14 protein-coding genes are annotated in these 17,069 nt (G+C 35.0%); 3 read left to right on the forward strand and 11 right to left on the reverse strand.

Going from position 1 to position 17,069, the window contains the following annotated elements; genetic code table 11:
* Positions 1-158: 158 nt before the first annotated feature.
* Complete coding sequence (locus ACFQ18_RS17195) at positions 159-302, forward strand: BA3454 family stress response protein (RefSeq protein ID WP_114335155.1); 144 nt, start codon at positions 159-161, stop codon at positions 300-302.
* Positions 303-488: 186 nt separating this feature from the next.
* Here the strand turns inward: ACFQ18_RS17195 and putP are convergent, their stop codons facing one another.
* From putP to pruA, 3 genes are all read right to left on the reverse strand, one after another.
* Positions 489-1,967, reverse strand: coding sequence for a sodium/proline symporter PutP (gene putP / locus ACFQ18_RS17200; RefSeq protein ID WP_379566829.1), 1,479 nt, complete (start codon positions 1,965-1,967; stop codon positions 489-491).
* 226 nt (positions 1,968-2,193) lie between these two features.
* Positions 2,194-3,192, reverse strand: coding sequence for a proline dehydrogenase family protein (locus tag ACFQ18_RS17205; protein ID WP_047184234.1), 999 nt, complete (start codon positions 3,190-3,192; stop codon positions 2,194-2,196).
* A 178-nt stretch (positions 3,193-3,370) separates the two neighbouring features.
* The gene (pruA, locus tag ACFQ18_RS17210; RefSeq protein ID WP_047184233.1) at positions 3,371-4,918 is read right to left on the reverse strand and encodes an L-glutamate gamma-semialdehyde dehydrogenase; all 1,548 of its coding nucleotides are present in this window, start codon (positions 4,916-4,918) and stop codon (positions 3,371-3,373) included.
* 358 nt (positions 4,919-5,276) lie between these two features.
* Here pruA and ACFQ18_RS17215 point away from each other — a divergent pair, with 358 nt between their 5' ends.
* On the forward strand, positions 5,277-6,632 hold the full coding sequence (locus tag ACFQ18_RS17215; protein ID WP_047184232.1) for a sigma-54 interaction domain-containing protein: 1,356 nt from the start codon (positions 5,277-5,279) through the stop codon (positions 6,630-6,632).
* A 29-nt stretch (positions 6,633-6,661) separates the two neighbouring features.
* On the opposite strand, the gene ACFQ18_RS17220 is transcribed toward ACFQ18_RS17215, so the two are convergent.
* The 3 genes from ACFQ18_RS17220 to dat all read right to left on the reverse strand — a co-directional run bounded on the left by ACFQ18_RS17220 (position 6,662) and on the right by dat (position 9,843).
* On the reverse strand, positions 6,662-7,735 hold the full coding sequence (locus ACFQ18_RS17220; protein WP_047184231.1) for a tartrate dehydrogenase: 1,074 nt from the start codon (positions 7,733-7,735) through the stop codon (positions 6,662-6,664).
* 105 nt (positions 7,736-7,840) lie between these two features.
* Positions 7,841-8,974: an alanine racemase gene (gene alr / locus ACFQ18_RS17225; protein ID WP_047184230.1), complete on the reverse strand. Its 1,134-nt coding sequence runs from the start codon at positions 8,972-8,974 to the stop codon at positions 7,841-7,843.
* 11 nt (positions 8,975-8,985) lie between these two features.
* Positions 8,986-9,843 carry a D-amino-acid transaminase gene (gene dat, locus ACFQ18_RS17230; RefSeq protein ID WP_047184229.1) on the reverse strand — a complete coding sequence of 286 codons (858 nt, stop codon included), beginning with the start codon at positions 9,841-9,843 and terminating at the stop codon, positions 8,986-8,988.
* Between the two features lie 424 nt (positions 9,844-10,267).
* On the opposite strand from dat, the gene ACFQ18_RS17235 reads away from it, so the two are divergent.
* The gene (locus tag ACFQ18_RS17235; protein WP_047184228.1) at positions 10,268-11,248 is read left to right on the forward strand and encodes a 2-hydroxyacid dehydrogenase; all 981 of its coding nucleotides are present in this window, start codon (positions 10,268-10,270) and stop codon (positions 11,246-11,248) included.
* 131 nt (positions 11,249-11,379) lie between these two features.
* Here the strand turns inward: ACFQ18_RS17235 and ACFQ18_RS17240 are convergent, their stop codons facing one another.
* The 5 genes from ACFQ18_RS17240 to ACFQ18_RS17260 all read right to left on the reverse strand — a co-directional run bounded on the left by ACFQ18_RS17240 (position 11,380) and on the right by ACFQ18_RS17260 (position 16,846).
* Positions 11,380-12,567 (reverse strand): M24 family metallopeptidase, encoded by a 1,188-nt coding sequence (locus ACFQ18_RS17240; RefSeq protein WP_047184227.1) that lies wholly within the window; start codon positions 12,565-12,567, stop codon positions 11,380-11,382.
* Positions 12,568-12,667: 100 nt separating this feature from the next.
* Positions 12,668-12,994: a CHY zinc finger protein gene (locus ACFQ18_RS17245; RefSeq protein ID WP_047184226.1), complete on the reverse strand. Its 327-nt coding sequence runs from the start codon at positions 12,992-12,994 to the stop codon at positions 12,668-12,670.
* A 296-nt stretch (positions 12,995-13,290) separates the two neighbouring features.
* Positions 13,291-14,463 (reverse strand): hydroxymethylglutaryl-CoA synthase, encoded by a 1,173-nt coding sequence (locus tag ACFQ18_RS17250; RefSeq protein WP_047184225.1) that lies wholly within the window; start codon positions 14,461-14,463, stop codon positions 13,291-13,293.
* A gap of 248 nt (positions 14,464-14,711) precedes the next feature.
* A complete protein-coding gene (locus ACFQ18_RS17255; protein ID WP_047184224.1) occupies positions 14,712-15,365 on the reverse strand; it encodes a ribonuclease H family protein in 654 nt (217 codons plus the stop codon).
* A gap of 116 nt (positions 15,366-15,481) precedes the next feature.
* Complete coding sequence (locus tag ACFQ18_RS17260; RefSeq protein ID WP_047184223.1) at positions 15,482-16,846, reverse strand: hypothetical protein; 1,365 nt, start codon at positions 16,844-16,846, stop codon at positions 15,482-15,484.
* Positions 16,847-17,069: the final 223 nt, after the last annotated feature.

Consider the following 17,069-nt stretch of genomic DNA (forward strand, 5'->3'; position numbering starts at 1 on the left):
CTTCTTCATTGAAACTGCAAAAAGTTTTCCCTAAAGAATCTCAATATGACGAAAACATGTTCTTATAGGGGAAAAAAAGGTAAACTTAAAATTTCTGAATATTGACATAAAAATAGAGATATGTTATAATTACTTATCTTAAAGAAAGGGTGATGTGAATGATTCAAGTTAATGTAACTGTTGACTATGAAGGACAACTATATCATACGAATGTGATTACGAACTCTCATGTAACGCAAGAAAAGATCCTTCAATTAGCATTAGACCAAGTGAAAAAACAATTAACTGAGACGGAAAATTAAACCTTTCTATCTCCCCCTGTATTTCACCCTGCATAATACTTCCTTATACAATCTTTTCACTTCATATATCCTATTCAACTATCATTGTTAAAAACTCAATTTCTGAAGAAAATAGTTAACTTACCTTTTGAAAGAAAATAAAAAATGGGGATACCTTTTCAGTACCCCAATTTTTTATTGTTTTAATTAATTCTTATTTAGAATCTCCAACGTTTTGTCGAATTCATCTTCAATTTCCTTATTTGGTTTAAATGTTAGGATACTTACGATGTAAGCTACAATTAAATTTAAAATAAATCCAGGTACAATCTCATATAAATAACCTGAGAGTGCCGTAGATCCCCAGATAAATGCTGTTACTGCACCAACAATCATTCCTGCTAAGGCACCCGTTCCAGTAATCTTCTTCCAATATAATGAAAGTAAGATAATCGGGCCAAATGACGCCCCAAACCCAGCCCAGGCAAAGGAAACAAGACCTAATATGGTATCATTTTGTTGCCAAGCAAATATACCAGCAATGATGGAAACAGCTAAAACTCCTAAACGGCCCAAATTTACATATGTTTTATCGGAAACTTCCTTTTTAACTAAAGTTTTAAAGATATCTTCTACTAAAGCTGAGGAGGTCACGAGTAATTGTGAAGATACAGTACTCATAATTGCGGCAAGTACCGCAGCTAACATAATCCCTGCAATAAATGGATGGAAAACAATTTGGCCCATCACGATAAAAACAGCTTCTGGATTATCTAACGTAACATTTGGGTTCTGTTGGAAATATGCAACACCTATTAGTGCTGTTGCAGCAGCACCAACTAAAGATAGAATCATCCAACCAATGCCAATTCTTCTTGCCGATTTTGTTTCCTTCACATCTTTAATCGCCATAAATCTAACAATGATATGTGGTTGACCAAAATATCCGAGTCCCCATGCTAAAGATGAAATAACGCCAGCAACCGATGCAGTTGCAAAAAAGCTAAGTAAATTGATATCTACCGAACGAATGGAGTCTAATGTTTCACCAATTCCCCCGTTTAAAAATAACCCGCCGATTGGAACGATGATGAGTGCAAAAAACATAATTGTTCCTTGGATAAAGTCAGTGTAACTAACTGCAAGAAACCCACCTAAGAAAGTATAAGCTATAACAACAAGTGCAACAATAATTAACCCAGTATGATAGCTGTAACCAAAGGAACTTTCAAAAAACACGCCACCTGCAACCATTCCTGATGATACATAAAACGTAAAGAATACTAAAATAACGATACCTGAAACGATCCTTAATAATTTGGAATTTCCTTTAAAACGGTTATCAAGAAAACTTGGTATGGTAATGGAGTTGTTTGACACTTGAGTATAAACACGTAAGCGCGGTGCAACTAAATACCAATTAAGCCATGCTCCAATTGTTAGACCAATTGCTATCCAACCTTCTACTAAACCTGCAACATAAATAGCACCGGGTAATCCCATCAATAACCACTGGGACATGTCAGCCGCTCCGGCACTTAGAGCTGAAACTGCTGGACCAAGATCACGCCCACCTAACATATAATCGCTAAAGTCCTTCGTACGCCTATATGCATACCATCCGATAGAAACCATTCCAGCTAAATAAATAATAATTGCTATTAATTGATACGTAATATCCGTCATTTTTTCTCCCCTTTATGAATAATTTTATTTGCCAACATAACATGAAATAAAGAAGACTTCCATCGGTGGGGGGCCTTCTTCCCCCACTGATGGTTAGTCGCGCTTATCAAAGCCATACAAGCAGTTGATCTTCACACATTCTTTCATTTTTCCATAGATGAAACACGAAAACAAGTGATATAATCATTATTTATGTCTTAGGAGATAGGAATCTTTTTCCTTTCTCCTATCTTTTCGATTTTTTCCTCCAAAAAATAAACGATAATACTATAATAGCACTTGTAACAATAGGCTGTTTTTTTAATCGATTGTCTTTCGTGTACAACTTATCTTTTACAATTAAATTTATATTTTGAGGGCGCTCCGCTAAACGACGCATAAAATAACCAAACCAATCTGTTCCGAACGGGATATACGTACAGAAATTATAACCTTCTTTTGTTAGTTTATATTGTAATTCCGTTCGAAACCCATACAACATTTGAAATTCAAATCTATCTTGACTGACACCGTTTTCATTTATAAAATGGATTAATTCCTGAATAATATGATGGTCATGAGTAGCTATAGAAGTAAAGGAATGACCCAACAATCTTTCCTTTGCAAGTGAAATAAATTCTCTATCAATTTCATCCTTTGTTTGGTATGCGACTTCATTATTTTCTTTGTAAGCACCTTTAACAATTCGAATTCGAACATCTTTTAATTTTTCAAGATCTCCTTTTGAACGATATAAATAAGATTGGATGACTGTCCCTACATTTTCATAGTGTTTCCGTAATTCCTTTAAAATTTCTAGGGTAGGTTCATAGTGAGAATAATCTTCCATATCAATATTAATGAATATATTATATTGGTTTGCCTTATTTAGAATTTCAAGCATATTTTCTACACAAAACGCTGAATTAATATCTAATCCAAGTTGCGTTAATTTAACGGATATATGACAATCAAGTTGTTCAACGTAAATTCTGTCTAACGTATATAGAATTTGTTTCTTTGCTTTTATTGCTTCTTCTTTTAAAAAGACAAACTCTCCTAAATGGTCGAGAGTACAGCTTATGCCCGCTTGATTTAGTTTCTTGATTACTCCTATAACTTCATCGATTTCTGTACCGGGAACAAATTTATTCGCTCCTAATCGAAATCCCCAACGTTTCGCATTTTTATTTAAAAACTTATTATTTGATAAAGCGATAAAGAAATCTCTTGAAAGATTTACCACTCCGCATCTTCCTTTTTTGGTTTTGGATGAATACGAAAAGCTTTTTTAAAGAATGTTCAAAAAGCTAATGAAGATGACATTTCGTTAGCAATAGCGGATTAGGAAGGCCGACTAAAAACAGACATTGCGCTTTTAGTCGACCTCAGTCCTTTTCATCCGCCTTTTTGAACCCACACTTTTAATAGGTTTCCGAAACTACCTTCGCTTCTAGGAAATGTAGCAAGTAATCGGGGCCCCCTGCTTTAGAATCTGTACCTGACATTTTAAATCCACCAAATGGTTGATAACCTACGATTGCCGCTGTACATCCCCTATTAAAGTACAAATTACCTACGTGAAAATCGTACCTGGCTCGTTCTAAATGTTCACGATTATTGGAAATTACCGCTCCGGTTAATCCATAATCCGTATTATTTGCAATATCTATTAAATCGTCAAAATCCTCACCCTTAGTAAAAGCCACAACCGGCCCGAAAATTTCTTCTTGCATTATTCTTGCATCTGGTTCTACATCTTTAAAAATCGTTGGTTTAACAAAATATCCTATTGAATCATCCGACTGACCACCAAATATCAACTTACCTTCTTTCTTGCCAATTTCAATATAAGTCCTAATTTTTTCGAACTGCTTTTTATTTGCAACGGCCCCCATATAGAAGTTATTCTCTGTTGGGTTACCGATGGTTAACCCTTCTGTTTTTGCGATTACTTTCTCAAGCACCTCATCGTAAACATCTTTGTGCACAACCGCTCTTGAACAGGCGGAACACTTCTGACCCGAAAAGCCAAATGCTGAGTGAACAATTGCGTCTGCTGCCAAATTTAAATCTGCGCTATTGTCGACGATAATAGTATCCTTTCCACCCATCTCAGCAATAACACGTTTTAAATGTTGTTGCCCCTCTTGCACTTTTGCAGCACGTTCATAGATTCTAGTACCAGTCTGGCGTGAACCTGTAAAGTTAATAAATCTCGTTTCCTTATGATCTACTAAATAATCCCCTAATTCTACTGGGTCCCCCGGAATGAAATTTAATACCCCTTTCGGAAGTCCTGCCTCTTCTAACACTTCTACCATCTTATAGGCAATTACAGGAGTATATTCAGATGGTTTTAATAATACTGGATTGCCTGCAACAATTGGGGCAACTGTAGTTCCGCAAACAATTGCAAACGCAAAATTCCACGGTGGAATAACTACACCAGGTCCCATAGGTTTATAGAAATAGGAATTATGCTCATTTTCCCTACTATTTAACGCCTTACCTTGTGATAGTTCTAAAATTTGTCTTCCATAATACTCTAAAAAGTCAATACCTTCTGCAGTATCCCCATCAGCCTGATCCCAAGGTTTTCCTGCTTCATAAACTAACCATGCAGAAAATTCATACTTACGACGACGTACGATGGCAGCTGCTTTAAAAAGGATATCCGCACGTGCTTGAAAGGATATTTTTCTCCAACTATTAAATGCTTCTAAAGTAGCTTCATATGCCTGATCCACATGTACTTTCGTAGCTTTAGCAACCCTTCCTATAACTTGTTTCTTATTAGCGGGATTTACAGATACCAATTGATCTTCAGTATAAATTTTTTCCCCATTAATAATGAGAGGATAATCTTTGCCAAGTTCTCCTTCTACTTTTTTCAATGCCAATTTAAATTCTTCTTGGTTAGTCTCATTCTTAAAATCAGTAAATGGCTCATGTTTAAAAGATAATACCATATTAAAGCCTCCCTTATTCTTTTTATATTTCTCTCTCATTTATTACATGCAAAAACTGTGCCAATTATTTTTATCTATAAAGAAAACTTCCATTTGTGAGGGAATTCCTTCATCCTTACTGATGGTTAATCAATCTTATCGAACCTTTACGGGCAGTTGATCTCCCCTGAAGTTTGAGGTGGAAGTCTTACTGCCCGTTTAGGTGGGATGAAAAATAATGTAACCCTTCCCGTAAACAAGATGCGTCTAATTCGAACGTCAAAGAATATATAGGAGAGTGTAAATTTTATTTACACATATGTAAACAGAACTTACAATATATTAACAATAATGGCATTCTTTGAAAGAGAGGGATCACATGGATCATTTTTATTTAGAGGCAATTTTATCAGCTGAGGATGATGCGATTACTGTCATTAACCAACATAAAGAAGTTCTCTTCTGGAATGATGCTGCTGTACAAACGTACAATATACAAAAGTCAGAAATCTTAAACAAGAGGATTACAAATTTTTTTCATAATGAAGATTTAATGGTTTTAAAAGTTCTTCATTCTAGAATACCTGTTAAAAATACTTACCATCGTCCACGAAATGATAAACACGTTGTAATTAATGCTTCACCTGTATTTAATGAAGGAGGAGAATTAATAGGAGCCGTCTCTTTGGAAAGAGACATTACCTCTATTGTTAGATTAAATGATAACCTTCACACGAAATCTGAGGAATTAAATGAATTAAAACAAAAGATGCTTCATTTAGATGAAACATCACCTTTTTCTAAATTAATTGGAAATAGTGCAGCCTTAAGCGAAACTATTCAAATAGCAAAAAAAGCGGCAAATACGGATGCCACTACATTAATTCTTGGAGAAAGTGGGACTGGTAAGGAAGTTTGCGCACGCGCCATCCATGAGGCCAGTAGTAGAAAGAATGGTCCATTTATACCTGTTAATTGCGGAGCCATTCCTAGTGCACTTTTTGAAAGTGAGTTATTTGGCTATGTAGGAGGTGCTTTTACTGGTGCAGACAAGAAAGGGAAAGCGGGAAAAATTGAAATGGCAGAAGGTGGAACATTATTTTTAGATGAAGTAGGAGAACTTCCATTTGAAATGCAAGTAAAACTACTCCGAGTCTTACAAGAAAGCGAACTTTACAGAATTGGTGAAACAAAAGGAAGAAAAATAAATGTAAGATTTATCGCGGCCACCAATCAAAATCTAGAAAATTTAATGAACAATCAACAATTCCGCCCTGACTTATATTATCGCTTGAATGTTATCCAAATAAAAATGCCCCCATTAAGGGAAAGAACCGATGATATCATAGAATTATGTCAACAGTTTCTCCAACAATTTGCTTCAGAATATCAATCTACTATTCCAATCCTAGCAGAAGATGCAGTACAAGTAATGAACGAATACCACTGGCCAGGAAATGTTCGTGAACTTAGAAATGTTGCACAACGAATGATCATTCTGTCAGATCAGTCTATCATTCACAAAACAGATATGGACCAACTATTGCAGCATGGGCATTTTACCCCATTATCATCTAATGCCTTTACTAGCAGTACGTACCCAAAAGAAAAACAGTTAATTGAACAAATGCTAAATCAAATGAACGGAAATAAATCAGCTACAGCAAAAAGACTCGGTATATCACGCGTTACCCTTTATAAAAAATTAAAGAAATATGATATTGAAGTAAAATAAAGCTCAGAGAGGTTCCCCTGAGCTTTATCTTACCCCCTATTTTTTATAAGTAATTCAACAAAATGACTACCTAACTCGTCCGTTGAAACGGAACCACCTAAATCTGGTGTTAGATATGTATTTTCTTTTAAGATTTGTTTAATTGTGTTAAGAACTGCTTCGGCCCATTCCTCAAGTCCAAAGAAATCTAACATTTGACTAACAGACCAAATAGCAGCAATTGGATTAGCAATACCTTTCCCAGCAATATCTGGTGCTGAACCATGTACCGGTTCAAACATAGAAGGATATTTTCTTTCTGGATTAATATTCGCTCCTGTTGCCAGCCCCATTCCACCTGTAATAGCAGCCCCAATATCCGTTACAATATCACCAAATAAATTAGAAGTTACCACCACTTCAAATCTTTCTGGTTGTGAAACAAAGTATAAACTAGCTGCGTCCACTAAATAAGAATATGTTTTTACATCTGGATATTCTTTTCCAACTTCCTCAAAAACCTGATCCCAGAATACCATGGAATAATTTAAAGCATTTCCTTTACTAATACTTGTTAACGTACGGTTCGATTTGCGTGCTTCTTCGTATGCATAACGGATAATACGCTCTGTACCTTTTCTTGAGAAGACTCCTGTTTGAAGTACAACTTCTTCTGGTTTATCTTTAAAAAGCCAGTCACCTGCACCGGAATATTCCCCTTCGCTATTTTCCCTAATAACGAGCATATCAATATCTTTTTCCGTTTTGTTTTTAAGTGGTGTTAAGTCCGGGTGCAAAAGTTCAACAGGTCGTAAATTAACATACTGATCAAAGCCTTTTCTGATTTTAATTAATAAATCTCTTAACGAAATATGGTCAGGAACTCCGGGGTAACCTACAGCTCCTAGATAAATAGCATCGTAGTCTTTTAATATATCAAGGGCATCGTCATCCATCATTTTTCCGTTCTTTAAATAATATTCACACCCCCATGGGAACTCTTTGAAAGTGAAGGAAATTGTTTTATCCGCCTCTTCAATTGCCTTTAAAACTTTAACTCCTTCCTCTACTACCTCTGGTCCAATTCCGTCTCCTGGTATAAGTGCAATATTGTAATGATTCATCTTACTTCTCCTTTGCCATAAATGTACGTGTTCAAAAAGGGGACCGACTTCGACTAAATTTCCAAGTACCGAAGAGTCATTTTCATCGGAGTTTTTGAACAACTACTAAATATATTTTCTTTTTATACGCTGCATGATACCTGCTAATACATCATCTACATTACTTTGAATCCATTTTGCAATGTCCCTTGCTGAAATAGTATGGTCTCCTTGTGTACCAATTAAAATAACCTCATCACCTTCTTGAACATTAGGTACATTTGTGACATTAATAAATGTTTGATCAAGGGAGATGGTTCCAACAATTTTAGCAAATCTACCTCTTACAAGAACATACCCCTTGTTTGACAGCTCCCGTTTATAACCATCCCCATGGCCAACAGGTACGATAGCTATTTTCTCACCTTGCTTCGTTACATAAGTACCACCATAACCTATTTGTGTTTCAGGAGGTAAATCATGCAATTGTACAATTTTGGATTTAAGAGCTAGAACTGGTTTCAAATCAATTAATTTCTTTTGACGTTCATTTGGTTGATAACCGAATAGGGCAATACCCGGGCGCACCATTTTCCAACACATATCGACACGCTCAATTGCTATCGTAGAAGCTCCTACATGTTTTAAAGGAAAAAGATATCCTTCTCCTTCTAATAACTCTACCGTTTTTTCAAATAAGCGATTTTGTTTTTCTGTTGTAACCCAGTCACCCTCATCGGCATTTGAAAAATGTGTATAAATACCTTCCCAATACAAATTTGATAAAAAATAACTAGCTGCACAAAAATCTAAAGCCTTTTTTGGTTCAATACCAAACCGGTGTAAACCAGTATCTAATTTTAAATGTACAGTAGCTATTTTTTCTTGCTTCATTGCGGCATCATGAATCGCCTTTGTAACATTCTTTGAGCTAACAGAAGCTATTAATTCGTGAGTAACGACATTTAAAGCATCATATTGATTAATCGGGCTTAATAGATGAATAGGAATCGTGATGCCACTTTCCCTTAACAAAATACCTTCTTCAACAGTAGTCACTCCTAATCGCTCTACACCGGCTTTTACTGCCTCATGCGCAATTTCTTTAATTCCATGGCCATACGCATTTGTTTTAATTACAGCTAATAAAATACAATGCCTATTTAATAACGATTGAATCTGTTTCACATTATAACGAAAAGCAGCTAAATCAATTTCCGCCACCGTATTTTCCCGTGAATCTAAATTTGGCAGGATCATGACCCCCTTAGCTATTTGTTGCTCGTTTCAATCATTTCTTCAATCGTATTACGAAAAGCACGAATGATTTCTGTTGCAACCTTCCCTGGAGATCCTGTACCAATAATTTTATCATCTACTTTAAGGATTGGAACTACGTCTAGTTTTGTGGCTGTGACAAATACTTCATCAGCGGAGAATAAATCTTGAACTGTAAATGTCTCCTCATTCACTTTAATTTGTAAATCTTTACAAATGGAAATGACCTTTCTCCTTGTAATCCCATTCAAAATATAGTGGTTTGCCGGATGAGTATAAACTTCCCCATCTTTCACGATAAACACATTTGAAGAACTAGCCTCTGTGATAATATCTCCTCGATAAAAAATAGCCTCCACTGCTTGATGTTCAACTGCTTTTTGTTTAGCCAATACATTTGGAAGAAGATTTAATGTTTTAATATCACAACGTAACCAACGGATATCTTCGGTTAAGACAGCGATCCCTCCGTTATCTTCTTCTTTTTTCATCGTTTCCTCCAATTTCGTATAAGCTACAAGGTTAGGTGTTGTATTGTTAGAAGGAAAATGATGCCCTCTTTCTGCAGTTCCTCGAGTAACTTGTAAATATACGATTCCTTCCTTTAGCTGATTGACTTCTATAAGCTGTTTAAGTTTCTTTATCAAATCGTTTGAATGAAGTGGAAGTGTTAATTTTATTTCTTTTGCACTTCTTTCCAATCTTTCTAGGTGTTCTTCTAACATGAAAAAATTCCCATCATATACACCAATCACTTCATATATCCCATCGCCAAATTGATACCCTCGATCTTCAATATCGATTAGAGAATCACGATCGATAATCGAGCCATTCCATAACATTTTTGACATGAGGTAAAACCTCCTAATCTTAAAATTCCTTCTATTTAAAGTCTATCTCCTATTATATTTCCAACTTAGTACTTAACACAAATGATAAGTCAAAATAGGTAAAGTTTTTCGAATAAAGGCTCTAACATTTATTTTCCATCTCCTCTAATTAAACCTACCTTCTTTGTCTCCCCAGGATCTTGGGGTGGGAGTCTTACTGCCCGTTCTCGTACTGTTTTATCCATACACTTTCCTCCTATATCCACATATTTTCATTATCCTTTCATTACTAACGTATGAGTCAGATGCTTGACTAAATACAGGAAGAAAGTATATCTTGACTAATGATATCGTTACCTTTATTTTGAACGTATGCAATCTATTTTTAGCAGGTTAGGAGTATAAAACTTTCTTCCTGCATAAGTGCAACTGAGGGGGATATAATTTGAAAATTTTAGCATACGAAAGAGTGGAAAAGCCTGTGTTAGAGGCTCTAAAAGCTAACCATGATGTACAATTTTTTAAAAACATTGATCCAAATACAGACCCTAAATTTTTGGATGCTCTGTCAGAGGCGGAGGGAATAATTGGTTTAGGCTTACCTGTAAACCAAAAGTTACTTCAGAAAGCTCCTAATTTAAAAATCGTTAGTAACGTGTCAGTCGGTTACAATAATTTAGATATCAATGAACTAACAAAACGAAATATTATGGCTACCAATACACCAGAAATTTTAACCGATACAGTAGCTGATATGGCCTTTGGTTTAATTTTAGCAACCGCAAGAAGGATTTCTGAATTAGACCATTTCGTTAAATCCGGTCAGTGGACGGAATCATTAACAGAACAACATTATGGAGTAGATGTTCATCATAAAAAATTGGGCATTATCGGAATGGGGCGGATTGGAAATGCAATAGCAAAACGTGCTCACAATGGTTTTAATATGGATATTTTATACCATAGCCGCACACGTAAACCTGAAGCAGAAAATAACTATCACGCTACTTTTATGAAATTAGATGAATTGCTACAAGAAGCTGATTTTATTTGTTTGATAACCCCTTTAACGAATGAAACGAAAGGACTTATTGGAAAAAGAGAATTCCAATTAATGAAAGATACTGCCATTTTTATCAATGCCTCTCGCGGTGGGACTATTATTGAACAAGATTTAATTGACGCTTTAAAAAATAATGAGATTTTAGCAGCTGGACTCGATGTATATGAACAGGAGCCAATTCAGCAAGATAATGAACTACTAAAATTAAAAAATGTAGTTACTTTGCCTCATATAGGTTCATCAACGTATGAAACAGAATTAAAAATGTCGGAGTTAGCAGCAAAAAATTTAGAAGCAGGATTAAACGGAAGAAAGCCGCCCAATTTAATTAATGGAACGGTATGGGAAAACTTGAATAAATAATTAATTAACGTTTAAAGGGAACGATTTCAATTAATGTTGGAATTGTTCCCTTTTTTGGCATAGAAAATTAACCTAAGCATTCTCTTTAGCTTTGAGAGATGCTTTATCCATATGCAACGGGTAACTCTAAATCAAGCAAGCCGGATATTAGGCTTAACTAAAAGTTCCCTAGGAAAGTCCGCTAAAACTTCACATCCCTTTTCTGTTACTCGAAAAGATTCGCTGATTTCAATACCAAAATCATCAAGCCATATACCAGGAATCATATGGAATGTCATATTTGGCTGTAAAATGGTACGATCCCCTTCCCTTAGGCTTGCGGTATGTTCTCCCCAATCAGGTGGATAATTTAGCCCCATCGAGTAGCCTAATCTTGAATCCTTTATAATTCCATGTTTTTCGATGACCTTACGCCATACCAATTCTACTTCCCCACATGTCATACCAGGGCGTATACAATCTAACGTCGTATTAATTCCTTCCACTACAACTTCAGCAATATGTTTCGACCTATCATCAGGGATTCCGAGTATGATTGTACGCGCAAGAGGAGAATGATAGCGTTGATAACAACCAGAAAGCTCTATTATCACGGGATCTCCCTGTTTAAATGGTTCATCCGTCCATGTTAAATGACAAGCTGAAGTTTTATCACCTGTTGGTAAAAGTGGAATAATTGCCGGATAGTCTCCACCAAATTCATCTGTTCCACTTATTTGGGCATGGGATATGGCAGCTACAGCATCAGATTGTTTTCCCCCAATTTCAATAGAATCAAACGCTGCCTGCATTGCAATTTCTGAAATTTTTGCTGCCTTCTTTATACATTTTAGTTCGTTTTCTGATTTAATGATCCGAACCCAATTTATTAAGTTTGTTCCGTCTACTAATGTTGCATTTGGTAGGTTTTCGCTTAATTTTAAGAAATTTTTTGCCGTAAAATAATACGCATCAAATTCAGCTGCAATCTTTTTATTTCCACGATTTTTCAACATAATGAATTCGCTTACAAAATCCATTGGATGCTTTAAATCTGATTGAACATAATCATCCCCATAAGGAATAATATGATTTTGATCTAGCCAAGATGTATGCGAAGCAGCGCTTGCATCCATTTTCCTTCCAATCCAGTACGGCTGATCCTCTTCTATAAAAACGACTAGCAATTGATGTACGTAGAACGACCATGCGTCATAACCAGTTAAATAATTCATGTTAGCGGGATCTGTTACTAATAATACGTCGATACCCCTCTCAGCCATACGGTGCCTTACTTTTCTTAATCTTTCTTGATATTCCGAAGCAGGAAAAAACGCCATATTAACCCCTCCAGGATTAGGTTTCTTTATAAACGTTTTTTTAAAATAATAACTGCTATATTTTATGCATGAATTATTCGTGTGTTTCTACTAAACATAGTTACATCGCAAAATAATAATGATAATGAATCGAACATCCAGGATTAAAGAACTTCAAACATATCGGACAAATGGACTTGCTTTCTAAATACTCTTTTATCGTTAATTCCGTACCGCACGAACCACATAACACTGCCTTCATATCAAATTTTTCACGGGGCCATACTTTTTGTATTCCACAACCATGTTCATGATGACAAGCAATGCAAGGAAAATATTCATTACAACAATAAAATTTAATTGCTATACGGTCATTAGGTTGATGATAATGCTTACAACGCGTTTCAGAATCTATTGCACCTTTTACATCTTTATTATGAATAAGCATTAATGGTACCTCCTAAGTCAAATTAATATCTTATCAAAAAAACTCTGTTTATTATCATAACAGAGTTTTTTCTTAAAAGATAAGAAGTATAAAACCCCTATAAAGGGGCATGTTTCCTTTATCTCCTACGGAAGTGGAATGTCCAATTAAAACCGTCGCTTTGCGCGGCAACATCGGACCACCTGGCATGGCAAGAAGCAGTCCGTACGTCGCTACGAAGCACAGGACGTGCGAGTACAGGCGTTGCGACAGGACGTCGCATTTTTAGCCTGTAAGGACGCTTCCGCTTTTGTTCTTTATCTTAATTTATTTACATATTGACGCATATCATCCATTAAACCTGATAAGCAAATGGTGGCTGAATCCTCATTAATATCTAATTCGATATTGCTACCATCCGTTGGCAACGTTTTTTCAAAAATTTGCTCGTATTCTTCTACTGATACTTCTTTACGTGATTCGAATAAGTCTTTATGTTCTTTTATTAGTAAATGTTCTTTATAATTGTCTTCTAGTACCCCCGAGAAAAATTCTCCAACTGCACCAGAACCATAGCTAAACATACCGATTCTTGAACCTGCCTTAATATCATCATTAAGTTCAAGTAATGAAAGTAAGCTTAAATATAAAGACCCTGTATAAATATTACCTACATTACGATTATATAATGTACTAATTCTATAATGTTCTTTTAATCGTTCTTGAACTTCTTCAGGTGCATCTCCCAGAACGGTTCTCATCGCTTTTAGTCCCATTTTGGTATATGGTAAATGGTAACAAATAGCTTCGAAGTCTTCCAAATCCATTCCAGTTTCTTCTTTATATTTCTCCCATACTTTTTGGAAGAATGAAATATATTGTTCATTTGAAAATTTTCCATCAACAAGTGCTTTATCTGAATATAGCGGACGCCAAAAATCCATGATATCAGCTGTTAATGATACACTTTTATTTTCCAATGTCATGATTCTTGGATTTGCACTAATTAATAAGGCTACAGCACCCGCACCTTGAGTTGATTCTCCACCGGTATTTAAACCATATCTAGCAATATCAGAGCCAATAACTAATACCTTACTTTCAGGATTTAGTGCAACGTGCCCTTTCGCCATTTGAATGCCAGCAGTTGCTCCATAACAAGCATGTTTAACCTCTACACAACGTGCGTTCGGCTTTAATCCTAACAAGTGGTGAATATAAACAGCACCAGATTTAGAATGGTCGATACCTGTTTCCGTACCAAAAATAACAAAATCAATGGCCTCTTTATCCGCTTGATCAATAATTTCTAAAGCAGCATTGGCACCTAATGTTACAGAGTCTTGCGTGATTGGAGGAACCGCCATTTTATCTTGTCCAATCCCAATGGTGAACTTCTCTGGTTCCACATTTCTTGCAACTGCTAATTTATTCATATCCACATATATATGAGGAGTGTAAAATCCTATTTTATCAATACCTATCTTCATAATATTCTCCTTTTCATTTAAACTAAAGCCTATATGTATTATTATTTTCCACTTTAAATGGTAATACAATCTGTTCATTTATACAACTTTTGTGTTAATTTGTCGCAAATTTTATTTAACTTTAGAAAACTTGGCGTTCGCTTTAGCTAGGTGAACTCTTTATTTGTACTTAAGACAGGTAACACCTTTATACTTTTCCGTCTCTAAAGTAAAAAGTGCAGTAAAATTCAGCTGCACTTTCTTCTTAGTTATAATTGAATATTACTAGCAATCTCCAACCCTTCTAACGCTTGCGATGCTAGGTGATCCGCTTCACGATTCTGTTTCCTTGAAATGGCCTCATATTCAGGGTGTATTCCCATTTGCTTCATTTTGTCCTCTACTCTGTCAGCCCATTTCGTTAAAGTTTCCTCATAACAAGGCCACTCGCCACTTAACTGGTTGATGACTACTTGAGAATCCCCCACAAACTTGACTGGCAAATGATGTACACCTAGTACTTCTAATTCTTGTAATCCTAAATATAAAGCGGCATATTCAGCCTCATTATTGGTTTCAATCTCTTCAACAAATGCATTCTTTCTTTTACGAAAATGTTTACCATCTTGTTCATAATAAATAACACAGCCAAGCCCCGATTTCTTTGACTTTGCATCAAATCCACCATCAAAATATACAGATATATGATGAGGCTCGGTTTGAATTCCCTCCAAAATCTTTTTGAGTTCTTTCAATGACCAAGTCCGATCCTGTACATCGATAAAAGTAACTTCTTTTAACCGACCAGTTTTTTCCATATCTTCAGCAATTAAAATTGCTTTTTCCATTTTCATTTCATCTGAAGAAAATCTGACTTCTACACCTTTAGATGTTTTATAGATTATTTCCATTCTTATGTTCATGTCAAATCATCCTTTAAATAAAAATACAAACTCATCCGCTATTTAGTATATCCAAATAAAAGCTTTTGATTTTTTAACAGTTAGAAAAACTTCGCTACAACCTAAGATCTTTCAAACTAAAGAATTAATATTGCGACTAAAATACCGATAAATCCAAAGATAAATGTAAAAGGAAGATTACGTAATGTAATTAAATATGGATTTTGGTTTGTATTGATAGAAGTTAGAGTAACTGTTATTCCATAAGAACTTGAACTGGAAGTTGCAAGTGCTGACACGATAAGTACGATTGCAATACTAGTTGGATTTATGATATTGAATAAAGGTGCTAATATCTCTACTAAGACCCCTATTACTCCTATTGGATGCACTCCAATTAAAGACATTAAAAAATAGGTGATTAAAATTAAAACAAAAATGATAAAAGGGCTATTTGCATAATGCATAAACGGTTGTTGGATTACTTTTAACGCAGGAGTTGCATTTAAGCTATTTGAAAAGAAAGCTAAAGAAATAAATAAGACTACAAAATTTTGCATTTTATTTGTTTGTGTCTTCCATAATTTATAACCTAAAATTTTAAAATGGTACCATCGTTTAATAAGGAGTGCCCAAATAGCGGAAAAAGGTAAAATAACTAATGTTACAGCAATAATAAAATTCAGATTGAACAAATTACTTACCATTAAAATGAACGCTAAAAACAAAAATAGTGCAACAAATAATTGTATTAGTTTTTTAACAATTTCTTTTGTAGGTAATGGTATGGTTTCCTTTGGTGATTCAAAAGGAATATTTTTAAAACGCCATTTTCCCACTATCACATCTACTATTAGGGCGATGAAGGATACTAATAATAAGTATGGTAGAATCTTTAGATAATTAACACCAGTAGCTCCTACGGTAATTGCAACAATGATTTCCATTGGACTCCATATTAACGCAAGGACATATGCACGTACTGTTGTTTTTGAAATGAATGTATCCCTTACCTTCTTACTTAGTTTATTCAAATTCTCCTTCAATACTTCTTGTGCAATATTAATACCTGACAAATTTAAAAACATCATTAAAATGTAACTTGTAAAGGTTCCTTTAACATAAAGACTTCCAAGATTTTCAACCTTTTTTACCATTAGCTGATTAATTTGCTTATCATATTTTCCAACGTATACAACGCTATTAATCCATGGTAAAACGAGAAGAAAGCCTAGCATTGTCATATTGGATGTTAACAATAACGGAATTTCATATATTGATAGATTTGCAGAATAAAAGAAAAAAATGCCTGCAAACATAAAAGCTGTACCAAGAATCTTAAATAACTTTGAAGCTCCAGGATACGAAACGATTAACATCGGAATTGCTAATATTCCAATCATATAATCTAACCATGTCTGCCCCCAAAAATGATTGATTAATGAAAGTAAAATTACAAAAGTATAAAAAATAAACAAACGATTATAAAGCCAACTCTTCATTTATCCATCTTCATCCCATCCCACTTATTGATCTATATAAATCCCCATTCTACTCCTTTATTAAAATAACATCAATATCCTAATGAAAGTAGTCTTTAATTACTATTTAAGGAAGTATGGAGTAATTCTTAAAGAAGTTCATCATATAATCGAGTAGGAGGAGGCGACTAACCTCCGACCTCTCACACCACCGTACGTACGGTTCCGTATACGGCGGTTTCAT

Origin of the sequence: Oceanobacillus caeni, assembly GCF_042678465.1 — a bacterium.
Lineage (GTDB): Bacteria > Bacillota > Bacilli > Bacillales > Amphibacillaceae > Oceanobacillus > Oceanobacillus caeni.